This is a genomic window from Gammaproteobacteria bacterium (assembly GCA_016712635.1).
In the GTDB taxonomy this organism is placed as follows: domain Bacteria; phylum Pseudomonadota; class Gammaproteobacteria; order SZUA-140; family SZUA-140; genus JADJWH01.
The window spans coordinates 534,520-552,656 of the sequence record JADJQS010000001.1 but is presented as its reverse complement, the minus strand read 5'-3'; the positions used below and the strand labels follow the sequence as shown (position 1 = coordinate 552,656).

Below are 18,137 nucleotides of genomic sequence, written 5' to 3'. Positions count from 1 at the left end.
CCCGTCTGTTGGCTGTGTCCGCGGTGCCTACAGCGTTTTGATGAATACCTGGGAATTGCGCTGGTAGTTGTACATCGCCTGGCGCGCAACCGGCAGTATGCCGATGTCTGCCGCCTGAAACCCGCGCTCCTGAAACCAGTGTGACGCGTGCGTGGTGAGCACAAAGAGCCGGTCTATTCCCCGCTTTTTCGCCTCATTTTCCATCAGCCTCAGCAAGGCCTCGCCGTGACCGCTGTGCCGGTAGTCCGGGTGTACGGCGAGGCAGGCGAGCTCTCCCACCCGTTCCTCCGCGAAGGGCTGGAATGCCGCGCAGGCGATCACCATCCCGTCCCGTTCGATCACCGTAAACTGTCCGATGCCGATCTCCAGATGCTCGCGCGAGCGCCGCACCAGTATCCCCTCCTGTTCCAGCGGGGCGATCAGATTCAGGATGCCGCCTACGTCCTCGATGGTCGCCTGGCGGGTGCCTTCGTAGATGTCCGTCGTGATCATCGTGCCGATGCCGTCGCGGGTGAACAGTTCGAGCAGCAGGGCGCCGTCGCGGCGATGGTCGATCAGGTGCGCACGCCGCACCCCCGCGCGGCAGCACTCGATCGCATGGCGAAGCACCTCGATCATGGTATGGGGGAGTTCCGGTTTGGCGGCAAGCTCGCGTTCCGCCCCGGCGGGGGTCAGCTCGCGCAGCAGTTGCCCGCTGGAGTTTTCCAGCCCGTACGCCTCGACCAGGCACAGGATCTTGTCCGCCTTCAGCGCGACCGCTGTCGCCGAGGCAACCTCAAGCGCCGTCAGGTTGAAAATCTCGCCGGTCGGTGAGTAGCCGATCGGAGAGAGCAGGACGATGGCGCCGCCGTCGAGTTGCTGTTGGATCGCCTGATGATCGATGCGTCGCACCTTGCCGGTGTACAGATGATCAATGCCCTCCAATACGCCCAGGGGCCGGGCTGTGACGAAATTTCCCGAGGCAACGCGGATGCGTGCGCCCGCCATCGGCGTGTTGGAGAGGCCCATGGACAGCATGGCTTCGATGTCGACCGAGACTGAGCCGGCTGCCTCCTTGACGCATTCGAGCGAATCTCTGTCGGTGACACGCCTGCCGAGTACGTACTGGATGCGCACTTTCCGTTCACGCAGGCGCTGCTCGATCTGGGGACGGCTGCCGTGGACCAGCACCAGCCGGATACCCAGGCTGTTGAGCAGGGCGACATCGTGCGCCAGGCCGGTGAAGCGCCGCTCGGAAATGACTTCCCCCCCGAAGACGATGACGAACGTCCGGCCGCGGAAGGCGTTGATATAGGGTGAAGAGCTGCGGAACCAGTCGACGAACTGTGTGTTGTCGGCGTACATCAGGTGGAGGTCTCCCGGAAATGGATCATCAGCATTCTAAGGCATAAGCAGTTCAGTTATCTCCCTCCGGATTTACGGCGAGGTAGAGCAGAGATAAGGGGCAACGAAACACGCGATCAAATCCGACTGGAATACTCAGAAATCCTTATAAAATATACAATTATAAAAATTAGGAATAAAATATGCCCGTCGTATTCGTTTTGATCGTGAAATCGGGCGACAAAGGTTTTGTCACATGAACCGTAATGGACGTTGATGGAGGTGCCTCATGGAAAACACAGCTTCGATTCTGCTGAGCCTGGTGTTGCTTGGTATGGCTTTGGTACTTTTTGCCGGCCACCTGTCGTGATACCGGACATCGGCGCGCAGATAATTCTTTGGAATAAATAAACACTTGATGCCAGGGAAGGCATCAGCTCGATTACTGCGGATCCGGTGATGAACCGGATGGCGCGGGATTCCCAGGGCGCGGATCCGGGCGCCCCCATTCCTATATCCTTAGTAATTTGATAAGGTAAGACCTCGCATTGCCCCGTACATGTGGGCGATGCGTACGCTGTCGAGAATCATAGGTCTGAACTAGGGGGAGCTGATAATGTTCGAGCAGAAGATGTCTGTCTTGCTGGGTGTGTTCGGGATCGCGGTATCAGTGTCGCTCTTCGTGGTCCATCTCTGATTTCGGGTATCTCCCGGAAGGGTTTGTGCGCATACCGCGGACAGACCGTCAGGGATAGAAAGGCCGGTACACAGGTTGTGCCGGCCTTTCTGTTTGCATGGGGGTGCATTTAACCCGCACGCGTCTTGAAGTAACGCGTGCGTATGAGATGATCGAACGACAGCTTGCCCGGACCGCGCACCAGGTACAGGGCCAGAAGGATTCCCCAGAAGTAATGGTCTCTCAACCCCGCCTCGGATAGTTCCGGATACGAGATCACAGCGGTTGCGTTCAGGACAAATAACGCGATGGCCCCTGCGCGGGCGCCCAGGCCGAGCGCGAGCAATGCCGCGCCGCCCAGTTCGACGGCGGTCGCCAGCACCGCCGCCACTTCCGGAGGCAGCAGGGGTACCTGGTATTCGTAGCTGAACAACATGACGGTTGTGGACCAGCTGCTCAGCTTGACCAGGCCGGCCTTCCAGAAGACATTCGCCAGCCACAGCCTGACGAGGAGGTCCATCGCAGGGCTGGTGTACTCCAGCAGTTCGATTGCCTGTGAGCTGATGCGGGCGATGCGGTCGAAGGTGCGCATGGCTATTTCTGCCTCCTGGAGATCGGAAGATAGACATCAATCAGCACGCCATCGCCGAAGAATCGCTGCAGCGCGGCGGTGAAGTCGAAATTCTGAATAGAGTCCGGCAGGGTATTGAGCGCCTCCTCCAGGCACGCCCCCTGCGCGAGCCTGGAGAGAAGTAGCCAGTCGGCTGTGGCCAGACGCTCGACAACAACAAGGCCCGACGCCGCTCTCCGCACCAGCAGGTCGTCGCCCCCCTGGCGCAGATCAACGGACGGGTCTCCGCTATACGAAGCCTGGTTTCTTTCCCATATGGAGAGGACCGGATAAGGTGATCCCACCAGGCGCGTGGCGGGATGCGGTATGCAGACCAGCCGCCCGTAATCCTCCGGTGCCATAGTCGCGAGGTGCCGGGGAACCACCGGATCCGCCTCGGCGGCGTCATGCACCTCATGGCGGGCTCGCTCCAGCACAGCCACGTCCACAAGGTACGCCAATGCCCGTGCCGGCGGGAATGAGCGCAGGAACTCGGGAAATCTCATTCCAAAATGATTGAGGTCGCCGCTGGTCGAAGGGGCATACTCCATATAAGCGTCCGCCGCATAGGCGAAAAACTCCCGGCCGACAAGTCGCTCGATCACTGGGTAGACGCCGCGCAGCGCGTTGTGCAGGTTGGCATGTGAGGTATTGCGATAGGCTGAGATGCCGCGCGCGGCGCCCTGTTTGACTAAGCCGGGAATTACCCCGTTCCCGCGCATCAACAATGCCCGCATGAACTCCTGCTGTAGCTCACGCAGCGACGGCATTGTCCCTCTCCAGGATCGCCTGTGCCTTGCCGGCCTCTGCGAGCAGCACATCCAGCGGCGGGAGATTGATGTCCCATTCGATCAGGGTGGGACGGTCACCGAATCTCTGCAGTGCCAGACGAAAGAGTTCCCAGACCTCCGCGTGCACCGGCCTGCTGTGAGTGTCTATCAGAAGTTCGGCGTTGTCCTCGAAGCCGGCGAGATGGATCTCCTCGATCCGCTGCGGATCGATGTTCCGCAGGTAGGCGGCGGGATCGTCGCCGTGATTGACGGCACTGATATAGACGTTATTGACGTCGAGCAGGATTCCGCAGCCGGTGCGGCGAGCGAGCTCCGATATGAACTCCCATTCCGGCATCACAGAATCCGCGTATTGCAGGTAGGTCGACGGGTTCTCGATCAGGATCTGCCGCGCGAGGTACCCCTGGGTCTCGTCGATCCTCCGGCACAGGTGGATCAGCGCCTCCTCGGTATAGGGTAGTGGCAGCAGATCGTTGGCGAAGCGTCCTGCGATCGAACTCCAGCTCAGGTGATCCGATACCAGGGCGGGGCTGCTGCGCTCGATGAGGGATCTGAGGCGGCGCAGGTGGCGCATATCCAGGGGGTCGCAGGAACCGAGCGACAGGCCGACGCCGTGGAGGCTGAGCGGGTAGTCGGCGCGGACGAGTTCGAGCGCGCGCAGCGACGGACCGCCGTCGGCGAAATAATTCTCACTGTGCACCTCGCACCAGGCAACCTGTGGCCGGGTCTCCAGGAATTCCCGTACATGCCGGGAACGTAAACCGATCCCGGCGCGAGCCGGGATCGTATCTTGCCTCGACAGGAGCGGTGTCATGATGAGGTGGTTGAGCCGCCGGCGATCTTCTGGCAGGTGCCGGACGGCACATACACGAAATCGTACGATGCCCGGTCCTGTTCGGCCTGCCCGGCGCAGGCATGGGGCGCATTCTTGCCGGCGCAGTCGTTCATCCCGGCCTTGGCGATGCCGTAACATTTTTCAGCGCCCTTCGCCATCTTGCCCGGCCCGGCCATTTTCATGGCGTCGTCCGCCGCAGCCAGGCTGCCGGCACCGGACATGCCCAGGGCGATGAGGCCCGCGATGGCGGAACGCAGTGCGATCTGTTTGTTCATGGATAGCTCCTTCGTAAGTCATGACAGAGGGTGCGGGGCGCCGCTGCGCGGTCCCCGCGTCGTGCAACACGTGGCCGGCGACAGCGCGCCGGCTCACGCGTTACTGACAGTTAGTCGGGTGTCCCCGGGATTGCTTACACGACTGATGCAAATTGTCCGGACGACCGGTCCGGCCGATGGTGAGACGGGGCGAGGGGTGGAGTGAATGGGCGTCGTTATCGGATGCTGCGCCGGTGTGTCTTACCACAAGGCCGGCGAGAGCTCGCCGGTGGTATCTGTCGGCTCCGTATTGGCAGCGGGAATCTCCAGGCAGGATTCGAGCTCGCGGAAATTCCACAGGGCGCGGTCCATCAGCTGGCTCACCTGCAGGTTGCCGAGGGCGCTGAGGATGTTGCTCGGGACCTTGGGGTTGTCGCGGGCAAGATCCTGGATCAGCTGCCTGATCTTGCGCCGTGTCATGTTCTCCTGCGAGCCGCACAGGTTGCACGGGATGATGGGAAAGTTCTGCGCCTGGGCGTAGGCGATGATGTCCTGTTCCTGGCAATAGGCCAGCGGCCGGATGACGATATGCCGCTTGTTGTCGGTCAGCAGCTTGGGCGGCATGGAGCGGATCTCACCGCTGTAGAGTATCGACATCAACAGGCTCTGGATCAGGTCGTCACGGTGATGGCCGAGGGCGATCTTGTTGAAGCCGTTCTCGGCCGCGTAGCGGTAGATATTGCCGCGCCGCAGGCGCGAGCACAGCGAGCAGTAGGTCTTTCCCTCCGGGATCTTTTCCATGACTATGGAATAGGTGTCGCGCCCTTCGATGGCATGCGGGATTCCGCTCGCGAGCAGCCACTCGCGCATGGCGCGGTCATCCCAGCCCGGTTGACCCTGGTCGAGCGTGTAGGAGAAGATCTCGAAGCGGCCGCGCGAGCGCAGGCGCAGCTTGTTGAGCAGTGTGAGCAGGGTGTAGGAATCCTTGCCGCCGGAGAGGCAGACCAGGATGCGGTCGCCGCGCTGGATCATATGGTAATCGGCGATGGCCTTGCCCAGATAGTTCAGCAGCTTGCGTTCGATCTTTTCCGCGTTCATCCGATTCCCCGGGATAACAATGGCTTGAGGTGCAATCCGGCGGGTGCCTGGATCCCGCACGGCCGGTCGCGCGGGAAGGGCGGTTCGCACGCTGAGATTCCGCACCACACTTTGCTATGCTGTAGGGCCCCTATTATACGGTCAAATGCCCGCGAGAGGATTGGAGAAGACGATGTCCCGCAAGTTGAACAAGTACAGCAGCCGCATCACCGCGCCGAAGTCCCAGGGGGCCTCCCAGGCCATGCTCTACGGCACCGGCCTCGCCGAGGAGGACATGGCCAAGGCCGAGGTCGGCATCGCCAGCGTGTGGTGGGAGGGCAACACCTGCAATATGCACCTCAACGACCTCGCCGCCTACGTGAAGGAGGGGGTGCAGGCGGTCGGGCTCGTCGGCATGCGCTTCAACACCATCGGCGTCAGCGACGGGATCTCGATGGGCACCGAGGGCATGAGCTATTCGCTGCAATCGCGCGAGATCATCGCCGACTCGATCGAGACCGTGATGGGTGCCCAGTGGTACGACGCCAACATCTCCATCCCGGGCTGCGACAAGAACATGCCCGGCTGCATGATCGCCATAGGACGCCTCAACCGCCCGGCCCTGATGGTCTACGGCGGAACGATCAAGCCGGGGCACAGCGGGGAGCGTACGCTCGATATCGTGTCGGCCTTCCAGAGCTACGGCGAGTTCATCGCCGGGCGCATCGATGAACCGACGCGCGAGGGCATCGTCCGGAACTCCTGCCCCGGTCCGGGCGCCTGCGGCGGCATGTATACCGCGAATACCATGGCCGCCGCCATCGAGGCGCTCGGTATGAGCCTGCCGTACAGTTCGTCGACGCCGGCGGTCGATGCGCGGAAGATCGAGGAGTGCCGCCGCGCCGGGGCCGCGATCCGCGTACTGCTCGAGCGCGACATCAAACCGCGTGACATTATGACGCGCGCCGCGTTCGAGAACGCGATGGTGGTGGTGATGGCGCTCGGCGGATCGACCAACGCAGTGCTGCACCTGATCGCAATGGCGCGCGCGGTAGACGTGGAGCTCGGCATCGACGACTTCCAGTCGGTGAGCGACCGCATCCCGCTAATCGCCGACCTCAAGCCGAGCGGCAAGTACGTCATGGAGGATCTGCACACAGTCGGCGGCACGCCGGCGGTGATGAAGTACCTGCTCGCGCACGGACTGCTTGACGGAAGTTGCCTGACAGTCACCGGGCGCACCCTTGCCGAGAACCTCGCGGACCTGCCCGGACTGGCAACGGGACAGCAGGTGATCGTGCCGCTCGAGCGTCCGATCAAGCCGAGCGGACATATCCGCATCCTGAAGGGCAACCTCGCGCCCGGAGGCGCGGTCGCGAAGATCACCGGCAAGGAGGGCGTGCAATTCTCCGGTCCGGCGCGCGTGTTCGACGCCGAAGAGGACATGCTCGCCGCGCTCGAGCAGGGCCGCATCGCCAAGGGCGACGTGGTGGTGATCCGCTACGAGGGTCCCAAGGGCGGGCCGGGCATGCCGGAGATGCTGACGCCGACTTCGGCCATCATGGGCGCGGGCCTGGGGAATGACGTTGCGATGGTGACCGATGGCAGGTTCTCCGGCGGCTCGCACGGTTTCATCATCGGGCACGTGGTGCCGGAGGCGCAGGAGGGTGGTCCGATCGCCCTGATCCGCGACGGTGACCGTATCACCATCGACGCCGCGGCGAACACCCTGTCGGTCGCGCTCGACGCCGCCGAACTGGAGCGCCGCCGCGCCGTCTGGCGCATGCCGCCCTACAAGGCTATGCGGGGAACACTCTACAAGTTCATCAAGAACGTCAAGGACGCCTCGCAGGGCTGTGTAACGGATGAATAGAAGGGTCATCGGGGACGGTTTCCGATCCGTTCCCATTTTTCAGTTTCGGTCAGCGCGTTGGAAGTAATGCATGGGGACAGATTTCAAATCTGTCCCCATGCTGATTTATTGCCGGTACCAGCGTATCCGCAGCGCGTCCAGCACGCGCTGCGGATAGCTGTTCATGTTGATGAGGGGGCTGCCGTTGTAGCGTGCCAGCGCGCGCCTGAGGTCGCCGCGTTCGCGGTCGAGATAATGTCGCAGGATGGTACAGCCGAGGCGCAGGTTGATGTGCGGCTGCTGCAGGCTGTCGTCGGGCCGGCCGAGCTCGGCCAGCCAGAACGGCATTACCTGCATCAGTCCCTGCGCGCCGGCGCTCGAGACCGCCCAGCGGTCGAAATTGCTCTCCACCTCGATGACCGCCAGCACGAGTTCGGGCGGCACGTTCACGCGGGCGGCCTCGTGGTGGATCATTTTCAGCAGCTCGATGCGTTCCCCGGCGTCCGGTACCTTTTTGCGCAGCCGGTTGGACATGTCCAACAGCCACACCTCGGCCTCGAAGCGATCCTCGAAGCTGTTGTTGTCCTGGATCGCCGCGAGCAGGGCGTTGCGCAGTTCGGAGTCGTCCCGCTGCTCGACGACCGCGGCGTGCGCCGTGGTGATCAGCAGGATGGGGAGCAGCAGGATGGCAAGGTGTCGATACATGGCGAGGGTCGGGGCACAGGGGCCCGGTTGCCGGCCCGCTGCCCCGTTCAATCTGACGGGGTGCGGTGCGGATACCCTCTAAATATCGGTTGCGGCGCGGGCGGACTTGAGGAGGGGAATCAGCTCGGACAGCGGAATATGCCGTACTTCCGCGCCGCGCCGGTGCTTGTATTCGACGGTGCCGGCATCCAGGCCCTTCTCGGCGACGACCAGGCGGTGCGGTATGCCGATCAGGTCGCTGTCGGCGAACATTACGCCCGGACGTTCGCCGCGGTCGTCGTACAGGGTCTCGATGCCGTTTTCCCGCAGTTCCTGGTACAGGCGGTCCGCCGCCTCGCGCACGCGATGCGATTTATGCGCGTTGAGCGGCAGCACCACGGCCGCGAACGGGGCAAGCGCCTCCGGCCAGACGATGCCGCGTTCGTCATGGTTCTGCTCGATCGCGGCGGCGACGATGCGCGATACCCCGATGCCGTAGCAGCCCATCGTCATGGTGACGCTCCGCCCCTGTTCATCCAGACAGGCAGCGTTCATTGCCGAGCTGTATTTCTGGCCGAGCTGGAATATGTGTCCGACCTCGATGCCGCGCCGGATCGCGAGTGTCCCTCTGCCGTCGGGCGATGGATCGCCGTCGACGACATTGCGCAGGTCGGCGGTGCGCGGTTCCGGCAGGTCGCGTCCCCAGTTGACGCCGGTCAGGTGGTAGCCGTCGCGGTTCGCCCCGCACACGAAATCGGCGGCCTGCGCCGCGCTGCGATCGACGATGAGCGGCACTTTGAGGCCGACAGGCCCAAGCGAACCCGCGCCGCTGCCTGCCGCGGCGCGGATCTCATCCGCGCCTGCGAAGGCGAGCGGTTCGGCAATCTCGGACAGCTTGCCTGCCTTGATCGCGTTCAGTTCGTGGTCGCCGCGCAGCACCAGCGCGACGACACCCCCGTCGCGGCCTTTCACCAGCAGGGTTTTCAGGCAAAGCTGCGGCGCCACGCCCAGGAATCCGCTCACGTCCTCGATGGTATGCTGCTGCGGCGTCGATACCTCGCGCATCGCCGCGCGCGCGGCCGGACGCACCTGCGCCGGCGGCATGGCCTCGGCCAGCTCCACATTGGCCGCGTAGTCGCCGTCGCTGGCGAAGGCGATGGCGTCCTCTCCGGAGGCGGCCAGCACGTGGAATTCATGCGAGTGGCTGCCGCCGATCGCGCCGGTATCGGCACGCACGGCACGGAATTCGAGCCCCAGCCGGGTGAAGATACGCGTATAGGTGCGATACATCTCGTCATAGGTTTCCTGCAGCGAGGCCTGATCGAGATGGAATGAATAGGCATCCTTCATCAGGAACTCGCGCGCCCGCATCACGCCGAAGCGCGGGCGGATCTCGTCGCGGAACTTGGTCTGGATCTGGTAGAAGTTCGCCGGCAACTGCTTGTAGCTGCGGATCTCGCGCCGGATCAGGTCGGTGATGACCTCCTCGTGGGTCGGGCCGAAGCAGAAATCGCGCTGGTGGCGGTCCCTAAGGCGCAGTAGTTCGGGGCCGTAGAATTCCCAGCGTCCGGATTCCTGCCACAGCTCGGCCGGCTGTACTGCGGGCATCAGCACCTCCTGCGCGCCGGCGCGATCCATCTCCTCGCGCACGATCGCCTCGACCTTGCGCAGCACACGCAGGCCGAGCGGCATCCAGGTGTACAGTCCGGCGGCGAGGCGGCGGATCATGCCGGCGCGCAGCATCAGCTGGTGGCTGACGATCTCGGCGTCGGAGGGGGTTTCCTTGACGGTGGCGAGCAGGTAGCGTGCGAGTCTCATGGATTTGCTGCCGTGCATTGGCGGATGGATTGGGCGCCATTATGCATCGGCGGCCGCGATAGCGGAAGCGCGCGGATCACCTCGCGCGTGCGCGCAGCTTGCGTTCCCAGTTCAACGCGGTCCTGATGAACTCCATGTCATCGTGGCGCGGTTCCCATCCCAGTTGCTGCGCAGATGTGCCGAATCGGCGACCAGCGTCGGCGGGTCCCCGGGGCGGCGCGGGGACTTCGACGATATTCAGCCTGGCACCGGTGACCCGCTGTACCGCATCCAGTACCTCGCGCACGCTGTAACCGTGGCCGTAGCCGCAATTGAGCGTCGTGCAGGCTCCACCGCCGCGCAGGTAATCCAGCGCCTTGAGGTGGGCGCTGGCGAGATCTTCCACATGGATATAATCGCGCACGCCGCTGCCGTCCGTGGTCGGGTAGTCGGTGCCGAAGACATGGACCTGCGACCGCTTGCCGGTGACGGCCTCGCAGGCGATCTTGACCAGATGGGTACATTCCGGAGTGGATTGGCCGATCCGTCCGCCGGGATCGGCGCCGGCCACATTGAAATAGCGCAGGATGACATAGCGCAGATCGCTCGCCCGGGCGAGGTCGCGCAGCATCCATTCGCTCATCAGCTTGGAGGTGCCATAGGGATTGATCGGTACGGTCGGCATCTCTTCCGAGATGAGGTCCACCGCCGGTGTGCCATAGACTGCCGCCGTGGAGGAGAACACGAAGTGTTCGATGCCGGTCCGGGCGCAGCATTCGAGCAGGTTGCGCGTGTTGCTGGTGTTGTTGCGATAATACTTGAGGGGGTCGGCCACCGATTCCGGGACCCAGATATGTGCGGCAAAGTGCATGACCGATGTGATCGCATGGTCGCGCAGCAGGCGTTCGACCAGCGCCATGTCTCCGCTGTCGCCCTCGACGAACTCGCCGTACAGCACGGACTCGCGGAAACCGGTGCACAGGTTGTCCAGCACCACCACGCGCTCGCCGCGCTCACCCAGTTGCTTGACGACGTGGCTGCCGATGTAGCCCGCCCCGCCGGTGACCAAGATACCCGCTTTGCTCATGCTGTACCGTCCGTTGATAAATTCTGCCCGCTCGCGGCGATGTCTGCGGACCGCCCTTGAACGGGATTATCGACAACTGTAGCACGACGCTGAGCCGGTACCGCCCCTGCGAGGTGGCAGACGGTCGCCCCTGATCCAATCTTCTCGGTTGCCCGCCGTCGCCAACTCTCGTAAAATGGCGCACTTTGTTGCCTAATCCGGCCGGTCGACCAAAGATCAACGGAATCAGATACTTTTCAGAAATCTGCAAGAGCGGAGCCACAAGCAATGCCGATACGCGTGGGCGTGACGCGGGAAGTGATCCCCGGGGAGCGCCGGGTCGCCTTGGTGCCCGAAACGGTTGCTCGCCTGAGCAAGCAGGGCTTTGAGGTGCTGATCGAACCCGGCAGCGGGGCCGCGAGCTTTTGCCTGGACTGGGCCTATGCCGAAGCCGGAGCACGCCTGGTGGCGGACCGCGGCGGGCTGTGCCGCGAGGCGGACGTGCTGGTCAAGGTGCAGGCCCCGACGCCGGAGGAGATCGCGCAGTACAGGCGTGGCCTGGTGCTGATCGGGTATCTGCAGCCGCATCGCAACGACGAGGCGATCCGCCGTCTGCGCGACCAGGGCGTGACGAGCTTCGCCATGGAGCTGGTGCCGCGCATCACCCGCGCCCAGTCCATGGATGCGCTGTCCTCCCAGGGCACGGTCGCCGGCTACAAGGCGGCGCTGCTCGCCGCCGACCTGTGCCCGCAGTTTTTCCCCATGCTGACCACCGCGGCGGGCACCATCCGGCCGGCCAAGGTGCTGATTCTGGGCGCGGGCGTGGCGGGGCTGCAGGCGATCGCCACCGCGCGCCGGCTCGGCGCGGTGGTGGAAGCGTACGATGTGCGGCGCGCAGCGCGCGAACAGGTCGAGTCTCTGGGGGCGAAGTTTCTCCAGGTCGAGCTCGACGCCGAGGCGGCGGGCGGCTACGCGCGGGAACTGACCGCCGAGGAGAAGGAGCGCGAGCAGGTGCTGCTCAGCCGTTCCATCAGTCAGGCCGACGTCGTCATCACCACGGCTCAGATCCCGGGTCGCGCCGCGCCGCAGCTGATCGCCGCAGCGACCGTCGAAGCGATGAAGCCGGGGGCCGTGATCCTCGACCTGGCGGCGGAGAGCGGCGGCAACTGTGCGCTGACCCGCGCGGGTGAGAAGTTCGAGCACCATGGCGTGACGGTGTACGGCCCGCTGAACGTGCCGAGCATGCTGCCGGTACACGCCAGCGCGATGTACTCCAAGAACATCCAGAATTTCATTAGCCTGCTGCGCGGGGATGACGGCGGGCTCCACATCGACTGGGCGGACGAGATCCTGGCGGGCAGTGCGGTCACCCATGACGGCGCTATCCGCCACGCGGCGACGCGCGAACGCATAGAGGGAGGCGTGAGATGATCGAAGGCATCTGGGCGGCGCTGTTCATCTTCGTGTTGGCGGCCTTCACCGGCTACGAGGTCATCAGTCGAGTGCCGGTCATCCTGCACACCCCGCTCATGTCCGGATCCAACTTCATCCACGGGATCGTGCTGGTCGGCGCCATGGTTGCGCTGGGGCATGCGGATACGGCGCTCGAGCAGGTGATCGGCTTCGTCGGGGTGCTGCTCGCCGCCATGAACGCGGTCGGCGGCTACGTGGTGACCGAGCGCATGCTGGAGATGTTCGAGGCGAAGAAAAAGGGCAGGGGGACCTGACGTGGAGCACCTGATCCAGGCGGCGTATTTCCTCACCGTATTCCTGTTCATCCTCGGCCTCAAGCGCATGAGCTCGCCGGCGACGGCGCGCAGCGGCATCAAATGGGCGGGCGTGGCCATGGGGCTAGCCATCGTCATCACCATGCTGACGCCGGGCCTGCACAACATCGGCCTGATGCTGCTGGCGATCCTGATCGGCGCGGGGGTCGCCTGGTACACCGGCGGCAAGGTGGCGATGACCGACATGCCGCAGGTGGTTGCCATCTACAATGGCATGGGCGGCGGCGCGGCCGCCGCGATCGCGGCGGTCGAGCTGCTGCGCGGCGAGATGGACCAGACCGGCATGATCCTGCTCAGTGTGGTCGGCGGCCTGATCGGAGCCGTCGCGTTCAGCGGCAGCATGATCGCCTTCGGCAAGCTGCAGGGACTGATCGGAGGGCGGCCCATCACCTTCCCCGCCCAGCACGCGCTCAACCTGGTGGTGCTGGTGGTGGCGCTACTGCTGGGTGCAACCCTGCTAGGCGGCGATCCGATCACGATCATGATCGTGCTGTTCTTCGTTGCCGCGCTGGCCTACGGCATCCTGATGACCCTGCCGATCGGCGGCGCCGACATGCCGGTGGTGATCTCGCTGTACAACGCGCTCACTGGCATGGCCGTTGCCTTCGAGGGCTTCGCGCTCGGCAACGCGGCGATGATCGTGGCGGGCACCGTGGTCGGCGCCGCCGGCACGCTGCTCACCCAGCTGATGGCCAAGGCGATGAACCGGCCGATCTCGAACGTCCTGTTCGGGGGTTTCGGCAAGGTCGTCGCGGGCGAGGCAGGCGAGATCAAGGGCAGCCTCAGGCAGATCGAGACCGAGGACGCTGCGGTGATGATGCGCTACGCGGCCAAGGTGATCATCGTGCCGGGATACGGCATGGCGGTAGCCCAGGCCCAGCACAAGATCCGTGAGCTGATGGACCTGCTCGAGAGGATCGGCGTCGAGGTGAAATTCGCCATTCATCCGGTCGCAGGACGCATGCCCGGCCACATGAACGTGCTGCTCGCCGAGGCCGGTGTCCCCTATGACCGGCTGTTTGATCTGGAGGACATCAATGCCGAGTTCGGTTCCGCCAACGTGGGCCTGGTCATCGGCGCCAACGACGTGGTGAATCCCGCCGCGCGCACCGACACCTCAAGCCCGATCTACGGCATGCCCATCCTCAACGTGGACAAGGCGGAGAACGTGCTGGTGATCAAGCGTGGCCAGGGCACCGGTTTCGCCGGCATCGAAAACCAGCTCTTCTACAAGGACAACGCCCGCATGCTGTACGGCGACGCCCAGGGCGTGGTGGGCGAGCTCATCCACCAGTTCAAGCAGCTGCACTGAGCCCGGTCCGCTCCGCCGCGTTACGGACCGGACCCGCCGTCCTCCGCATCCAGCGCACGGGTTATGCGAGTGACCGCGGAGGGTGACAGCTCCATCTCGCCGGGCGCAAGACGCCGCATGCGCGCGAGCATCGCCTGCGCCACATTCCGGATGAACATCGCCTGGCGGCGATAGGCGCGGCACATCGAACAGCCGCACAGATGCAGGCCGAGGGTCAGCCGCTCGCGCAGGGCGAGCGGACGGTCCAGGGACAGCGAGATCAATTCGCTCGCCTTGCGGCAGGATATCATGCGCCTCGGGCTCCGGCCTTGTTGAACCAGTGTTTATCGAGACACTCGCGCAGGCGCATGCGCGCCCGCGAGAGCATCACCCACATATTGTTAGTAGTCGAAATCTCCAGAACCTTACACAGGTCCTGGCTCGGCAGGTCGTTGATCTCGCGCAGGATGAACAGGTCCGCCAGGTGGTCCGGCAGGTTGCGGATGCAGGCGCGGAACACGCGCCAGAAATCCTCCGTTTCGAGCGCGCCCTCCGGGCTGGCCCAGGCCGCGGGCGGCTGCGCCCAGTGGCCCGTGGAGCTGAACAGACCGTCGAGGTAGTCCGCGTCGTCCGCCAGTGCCTGTTCCGTGCGCGCGCCGGCCTGGACGCGGAAATGATCGATCATCTTGTGCTTGAGTATGCCGATCAGCCAGGTCTGTTCGGAAGACTGGCCGGAGAACCGTGCGCGGGCCCCGAGCGCGGCGAGGAAAGTTTCCTGCACCAGATCCTCGGCCAGCGCCGCGTCCTGCGTTCGCAACAGGGCGTATCGATAGAGCACGTTGCCGTGCCGTTCCACCCAGGTGGAGGGGTCCGAGGTCGTCACGGGGGTGGCGGGCCTAGAACACCACGCTGGCGGCGTCGAACACGGGACCGTCGACGCACACCCGCTTCATCGCCAGCCCGTCCGGCGTCCGAATGCGCACCGTGCAGCCCGCGCAGCCGCCCACCGCGCAGGCCATGAATTCCTCCAGCGAAACCTGGCACGGCAGGGTGTAGTCGTGCGCCAGCCGCGCGGCCGCCTCCAGCATCGGATGCGGTCCGCAGGCGAAGATTTCGACTTCCTCGCGCTCCGCCGGCGCAAGCGCGTCGAGCCAGTGGCGCGCGAGGTCGGTGACATAGCCGTGGAAGCAGCCGGGATAGCCCTGGAGCGAGGCGAGCCGGCTGGGAATGCCCCAGTCGTCCATCAGCGGCATGGCGGCGATGGTCCCTTCCGGCATGCCGGATACGAGGATCTGCGAGGGGCGCGTGGTGAACGGGAACAGCACCTCCGAACCCATCAGCACCAGCGGGCTGTAACCGCCGCCGCGGCGCATCTCATCCACCAGGAAGATCATCGGCGGGATGCCGACACCCCCGCCGAGCAGCAGGGCGCGGGGCCGTTCCGGATGCGGTGAAAACGGGCGTCCGATCGGCCCCAGCAGGCTGAGCCGGGCCCCGACACCGCGCCGGGAGAGCAGGCGCGTCCCGGCGCCGAAGACCCGGTAGAGCAGTTCGATCCAGCCGGCCTTCGCGTCCGCGCGCATGATCGACAACGGGCGTCGCATGGGCAGCTGGGGATCGCATTCGAGGTGGACGAAGCTGCCGGCTCGCGCGCGCTGCGCGATGCGCGGAGCCTGGAGTCGCAGGATGTACTGTCCACCTGCGTGGGCCTGCTGGCTCAGGATCTCGCCGTCTTCGAGCAGGATGGTGTCCCGGTGCGTCATCGTGTCGTGCAAGATAGCAGATCCGGCGCCGGGCCGGAAAGCACGGCGTGTGCGATGTCAGTCGCCGGGCTTGAGCGCGTACACCGGAATGCCGGCGAGCAGGGTGTGCGTGACACGCCCCTTGAGTTCCCAGTCCAGGAACGGGGTGTTGTGGCCGCGGCTGACCAGGCGGTCCCGGTTCAGCACCCAGTAGTGGTCCGGATCGAAGACGCAGACATCGGCCCGCCGGCCCGGCGCAAGATCGCCCGCCTCTATGCCGAGGATGCGCGCCGGGCGCACGGTGAGGCTGGCGATCATCTCGTTCAAGGTCATCACCCCGTCATCGACCAGGCGCAGGCTGAGCGGCAGCAGCGTTTCGAGCGCGGAGATGCCGGTCGCCGTCTCCCCGAACGGTGCCAGCTTCGCGTCGGCCTCGTGCGGCTGGTGATCGGAACAGATCGCGGCGATGGTGCCACGCGAAAGCCACTGGCGCAGGCCGTCGCGATCACGCAGCGTGCGCAGCGGGGGCATTACATGGCACTGGCTGTCGAAGTCGAGCACGTCGTTTTCAGTCAGATGCAGGTGGTGGGCGCTTACGTCGGCGGTCACCGGCATGCCGTCGTGCTGCGCGCGCGCGATCATCTGCGCGCCGCGCGCGGTCGACAACAGCGAAAAATGGGTGCGCACGCCGATGCGCTCCACGAGGGCGAGGCAGCTCGCCACCGCCACCGTCTCGGCCGCCGCCGGTATGCCCGAGAGGCCGAGCCGGCTGCACACCGCACCGTCGTGTACGGTGCCGTTGTTGGCGAGGCGCGGATCCTGCGGGTTGATGAACACGGTGAGATCGAAGGTGGCGGCGTATTCCATCGCCCGGCTCAGTATGAGCGGGTTGTCGACCGCATGAAAGTCGTTGCTTACGCCGACGCAACCTGCCTGCTTGAGCGCGGCCATCTCGCTCAGGTGCTCGCCGTCCAGTCCCCGCGTCAGGGCACCGAGCGGCACGACGCGGGCTAGGCCGGCGGCCTCCGCGCGGCGCATGATCAGCGAGGCAACCGCCGGTGTATCCACCGGCGGCAGGGTCGTGGGCGGGCAGCACAGCGTGGTGATGCCGCTGTGCGCGGCGGCGCGGGATTCGCTCGCGATGGTGGCCTTGTGCTCATGTCCGGGCTCGCGCAGGTGGGCGCGCAGATCGACCAGGCCGGGACAGACGACGCGGTTGGCGGCGTCGATGACGAGGTCGGCCTCGAAGCCGTCCGGCGCGCGGCCCAGGGCGGCGACCCTTCCGTCAGCGACGAAGAGATCCAGGCGCCCGTCGACGTCGTTGGCGGGATCGATGACGCGGCCGCCGCTGATCCGTACCCGCATCAGTGCAGCTCCCGGGCAGGAGGGGACGGGAGGCGCTGCATCGCCTTGGCCATGATCGCCATGCGCACAGCGGTGCCATGCGCCACCTGGTTCAGGATGACCGACTGCGGTCCGTCGGCGACGGCGGAATCGATCTCAACGCCGCGGTTGATGGGCCCCGGGTGCATGATGATCGCATCGGGCTTTGCCAGCTCGAGTTTGGCCTCGGTCAGTCCGTAGAGCTGGAAGTACTCGTGCTCGCTCGGCAGGAACGCGCCGAGCATGCGTTCGTGCTGCAGCCGCAGCATGATGACGACGTCGATGTCGCGCAGCCCCGCGCGCAGATCGTGATGGACGTGCACGCCCAGCGTGTGTGCCTCGGGCGGGATCAGGGTCTTGGGGCCGATCACGCGGATCTCCTCCACCCCCAGCGTCGAGAGCGCATGGATCTGCGAGCGCGCCACGCGCGAGTGCAGGATGTCACCGACAATGGCGACGCGCAGCCGGTGGAAATCGCCCTTGTGGTGGCGGATGGTGAACATGTCGAGCATCGCCTGCGTCGGGTGGGCGTGGCGGCCGTCGCCGGCGTTGATCACGCTGACGTGGGCGGCGGCGTGGCGCGCGATGAAATGGGCGGCTCCGCTGACCGCATGGCGCACGACGAACATGTCGCAGTGCATCGCTTCCAGGTTGCGTTGCGTGTCGAGCAGCGTTTCGCCCTTGGAGGTTGCCGAGGCGTTGATGTTGATGTTGAGCACGTCGGCGGAGAGCCGCTTGGCGGCAAGCTCGAAGGTGGTGCGCGTGCGGGTGCTGGCTTCGAAAAACAGGTTGACGATGGTTTTGCCGCGCAGCAGCGGCACCTTCTTCACCGTCTGTTCGGTGACCGAGCTGAAGGACTCGGCAGCGTCCAGGATGTCGATCAGCAACTGGCGCTTGAGGCCTTCGATGGTGAGGAAATGGCGCAGCTGCCCGTTGTCATCCAGTTGCAGGTTGCGCTTGTCCATCGCC

Annotated in this window: 17 protein-coding genes and 1 pseudogene; 4 read left to right on the top strand and 14 right to left on the bottom strand. The window is 64.9% G+C overall.

Annotated features, from left to right (window positions below; translation table 11 throughout):
* Window positions 1–27: 27 nt before the first annotated feature.
* The 6 genes from argA to ttcA form a co-directional block, all read right to left on the bottom strand.
* Complete coding sequence (gene argA / locus IPK65_02510; protein MBK8162047.1) at window positions 28–1,344, bottom strand: amino-acid N-acetyltransferase; 1,317 nt, start codon at window positions 1,342–1,344, stop codon at window positions 28–30.
* Between the two features lie 785 nt (window positions 1,345–2,129).
* Window positions 2,130–2,591, bottom strand: a complete 462-nt coding sequence (locus tag IPK65_02505; GenBank protein MBK8162046.1) for a DoxX family membrane protein — start codon at window positions 2,589–2,591, stop codon at window positions 2,130–2,132.
* Between the two features lie 2 nt (window positions 2,592–2,593).
* Window positions 2,594–3,379: a putative DNA-binding domain-containing protein gene (locus IPK65_02500; GenBank protein MBK8162045.1), complete on the bottom strand. Its 786-nt coding sequence runs from the start codon at window positions 3,377–3,379 to the stop codon at window positions 2,594–2,596.
* Window positions 3,363–4,214 carry a DUF692 domain-containing protein gene (locus IPK65_02495; protein MBK8162044.1) on the bottom strand — a complete coding sequence of 284 codons (852 nt, stop codon included), beginning with the start codon at window positions 4,212–4,214 and terminating at the stop codon, window positions 3,363–3,365. Before IPK65_02495 ends, IPK65_02500 begins: the two co-directional genes overlap by 17 nt.
* A complete protein-coding gene (locus IPK65_02490) occupies window positions 4,211–4,510 on the bottom strand; it encodes a DUF2282 domain-containing protein (GenBank protein MBK8162043.1) in 300 nt (99 codons plus the stop codon). Before IPK65_02490 ends, IPK65_02495 begins: the two co-directional genes overlap by 4 nt.
* A gap of 240 nt (window positions 4,511–4,750) precedes the next feature.
* On the bottom strand, window positions 4,751–5,587 hold the full coding sequence (gene ttcA, locus IPK65_02485; GenBank protein MBK8162042.1) for a tRNA 2-thiocytidine(32) synthetase TtcA: 837 nt from the start codon (window positions 5,585–5,587) through the stop codon (window positions 4,751–4,753).
* A 172-nt stretch (window positions 5,588–5,759) separates the two neighbouring features.
* Between ttcA and ilvD the strand changes: the two genes are divergently transcribed.
* On the top strand, window positions 5,760–7,439 hold the full coding sequence (gene ilvD, locus IPK65_02480) for a dihydroxy-acid dehydratase (protein MBK8162041.1): 1,680 nt from the start codon (window positions 5,760–5,762) through the stop codon (window positions 7,437–7,439).
* 105 nt (window positions 7,440–7,544) lie between these two features.
* Here ilvD and IPK65_02475 read toward each other — a convergent pair whose 3' ends face one another.
* The 3 genes and pseudogenes from IPK65_02475 to galE all read right to left on the bottom strand — a co-directional run bounded on the left by IPK65_02475 (window position 7,545) and on the right by galE (window position 10,986).
* Window positions 7,545–8,123, bottom strand: a complete 579-nt coding sequence (locus IPK65_02475; protein ID MBK8162040.1) for a lytic transglycosylase domain-containing protein — start codon at window positions 8,121–8,123, stop codon at window positions 7,545–7,547.
* Window positions 8,124–8,201: 78 nt separating this feature from the next.
* Entirely contained in the window at window positions 8,202–9,920 is a 1,719-nt protein-coding gene (locus IPK65_02470; protein ID MBK8162039.1) for a proline--tRNA ligase, read from the bottom strand.
* Window positions 9,921–9,996: 76 nt separating this feature from the next.
* A pseudogene (galE, locus tag IPK65_02465) lies at window positions 9,997–10,986 on the bottom strand (UDP-glucose 4-epimerase GalE).
* A gap of 267 nt (window positions 10,987–11,253) precedes the next feature.
* On the opposite strand from galE, the gene IPK65_02460 reads away from it, so the two are divergent.
* The 3 genes from IPK65_02460 to IPK65_02450 are packed head-to-tail and all read left to right on the top strand — an operon-like array spanning window position 11,254 to window position 14,064.
* On the top strand, window positions 11,254–12,396 hold the full coding sequence (locus IPK65_02460; GenBank protein ID MBK8162038.1) for a Re/Si-specific NAD(P)(+) transhydrogenase subunit alpha: 1,143 nt from the start codon (window positions 11,254–11,256) through the stop codon (window positions 12,394–12,396).
* Entirely contained in the window at window positions 12,393–12,692 is a 300-nt protein-coding gene (locus IPK65_02455; protein MBK8162037.1) for an NAD(P) transhydrogenase subunit alpha, read from the top strand. The genes IPK65_02460 and IPK65_02455 overlap by 4 nt, the downstream gene beginning before the upstream one ends.
* Window position 12,693: 1 nt before the next feature.
* Complete coding sequence (locus IPK65_02450; GenBank protein ID MBK8162036.1) at window positions 12,694–14,064, top strand: NAD(P)(+) transhydrogenase (Re/Si-specific) subunit beta; 1,371 nt, start codon at window positions 12,694–12,696, stop codon at window positions 14,062–14,064.
* Between the two features lie 20 nt (window positions 14,065–14,084).
* Here IPK65_02450 and IPK65_02445 read toward each other — a convergent pair whose 3' ends face one another.
* From IPK65_02445 to IPK65_02425, 5 genes are read right to left on the bottom strand one after another with little or no spacing between them, the layout of a single operon-like run.
* Window positions 14,085–14,354: a zf-HC2 domain-containing protein gene (locus IPK65_02445; GenBank protein MBK8162035.1), complete on the bottom strand. Its 270-nt coding sequence runs from the start codon at window positions 14,352–14,354 to the stop codon at window positions 14,085–14,087.
* Complete coding sequence (locus IPK65_02440; protein MBK8162034.1) at window positions 14,351–14,926, bottom strand: sigma-70 family RNA polymerase sigma factor; 576 nt, start codon at window positions 14,924–14,926, stop codon at window positions 14,351–14,353. Before IPK65_02440 ends, IPK65_02445 begins: the two co-directional genes overlap by 4 nt.
* A 13-nt stretch (window positions 14,927–14,939) precedes the next feature.
* Entirely contained in the window at window positions 14,940–15,806 is an 867-nt protein-coding gene (locus IPK65_02435; protein MBK8162033.1) for a dihydroorotate dehydrogenase electron transfer subunit, read from the bottom strand.
* A 57-nt stretch (window positions 15,807–15,863) separates the two neighbouring features.
* Complete coding sequence (locus IPK65_02430; protein ID MBK8162032.1) at window positions 15,864–17,150, bottom strand: dihydroorotase; 1,287 nt, start codon at window positions 17,148–17,150, stop codon at window positions 15,864–15,866.
* Entirely contained in the window at window positions 17,150–18,133 is a 984-nt protein-coding gene (locus IPK65_02425) for an aspartate carbamoyltransferase catalytic subunit (GenBank protein MBK8162031.1), read from the bottom strand. Before IPK65_02425 ends, IPK65_02430 begins: the two co-directional genes overlap by 1 nt.
* Window positions 18,134–18,137 lie beyond the last annotated feature (4 nt).

Bases quoted from the DNA above. Each gene is read 5' to 3' on its own strand.
- argA (MBK8162047.1), bottom strand. From the start codon at position 1,344: ATGTACGCCGACAACACACAGTTCGTCGACTGGTTCCGCAGCTCTTCA.
- IPK65_02505 (MBK8162046.1), bottom strand. From the start codon at position 2,591: ATGCGCACCTTCGACCGCATCGCCCGCATCAGCTCACAGGCAATCGAA.
- IPK65_02500 (MBK8162045.1), bottom strand. From the start codon at position 3,379: ATGCCGTCGCTGCGTGAGCTACAGCAGGAGTTCATGCGGGCATTGTTG.
- IPK65_02495 (MBK8162044.1), bottom strand. From the start codon at position 4,214: ATGACACCGCTCCTGTCGAGGCAAGATACGATCCCGGCTCGCGCCGGG.
- IPK65_02490 (MBK8162043.1), bottom strand. From the start codon at position 4,510: ATGAACAAACAGATCGCACTGCGTTCCGCCATCGCGGGCCTCATCGCC.
- ttcA (MBK8162042.1), bottom strand. From the start codon at position 5,587: ATGAACGCGGAAAAGATCGAACGCAAGCTGCTGAACTATCTGGGCAAG.
- ilvD (MBK8162041.1), top strand. From the start codon at position 5,760: ATGTCCCGCAAGTTGAACAAGTACAGCAGCCGCATCACCGCGCCGAAG.
- IPK65_02475 (MBK8162040.1), bottom strand. From the start codon at position 8,123: ATGTATCGACACCTTGCCATCCTGCTGCTCCCCATCCTGCTGATCACC.
- IPK65_02470 (MBK8162039.1), bottom strand. From the start codon at position 9,920: ATGAGACTCGCACGCTACCTGCTCGCCACCGTCAAGGAAACCCCCTCC.
- IPK65_02460 (MBK8162038.1), top strand. From the start codon at position 11,254: ATGCCGATACGCGTGGGCGTGACGCGGGAAGTGATCCCCGGGGAGCGC.
- IPK65_02455 (MBK8162037.1), top strand. From the start codon at position 12,393: ATGATCGAAGGCATCTGGGCGGCGCTGTTCATCTTCGTGTTGGCGGCC.
- IPK65_02445 (MBK8162035.1), bottom strand. From the start codon at position 14,354: ATGATATCCTGCCGCAAGGCGAGCGAATTGATCTCGCTGTCCCTGGAC.
- IPK65_02435 (MBK8162033.1), bottom strand. From the start codon at position 15,806: ATGACGCACCGGGACACCATCCTGCTCGAAGACGGCGAGATCCTGAGC.
- IPK65_02430 (MBK8162032.1), bottom strand. From the start codon at position 17,150: ATGCGGGTACGGATCAGCGGCGGCCGCGTCATCGATCCCGCCAACGAC.
- IPK65_02425 (MBK8162031.1), bottom strand. From the start codon at position 18,133: ATGGACAAGCGCAACCTGCAACTGGATGACAACGGGCAGCTGCGCCAT.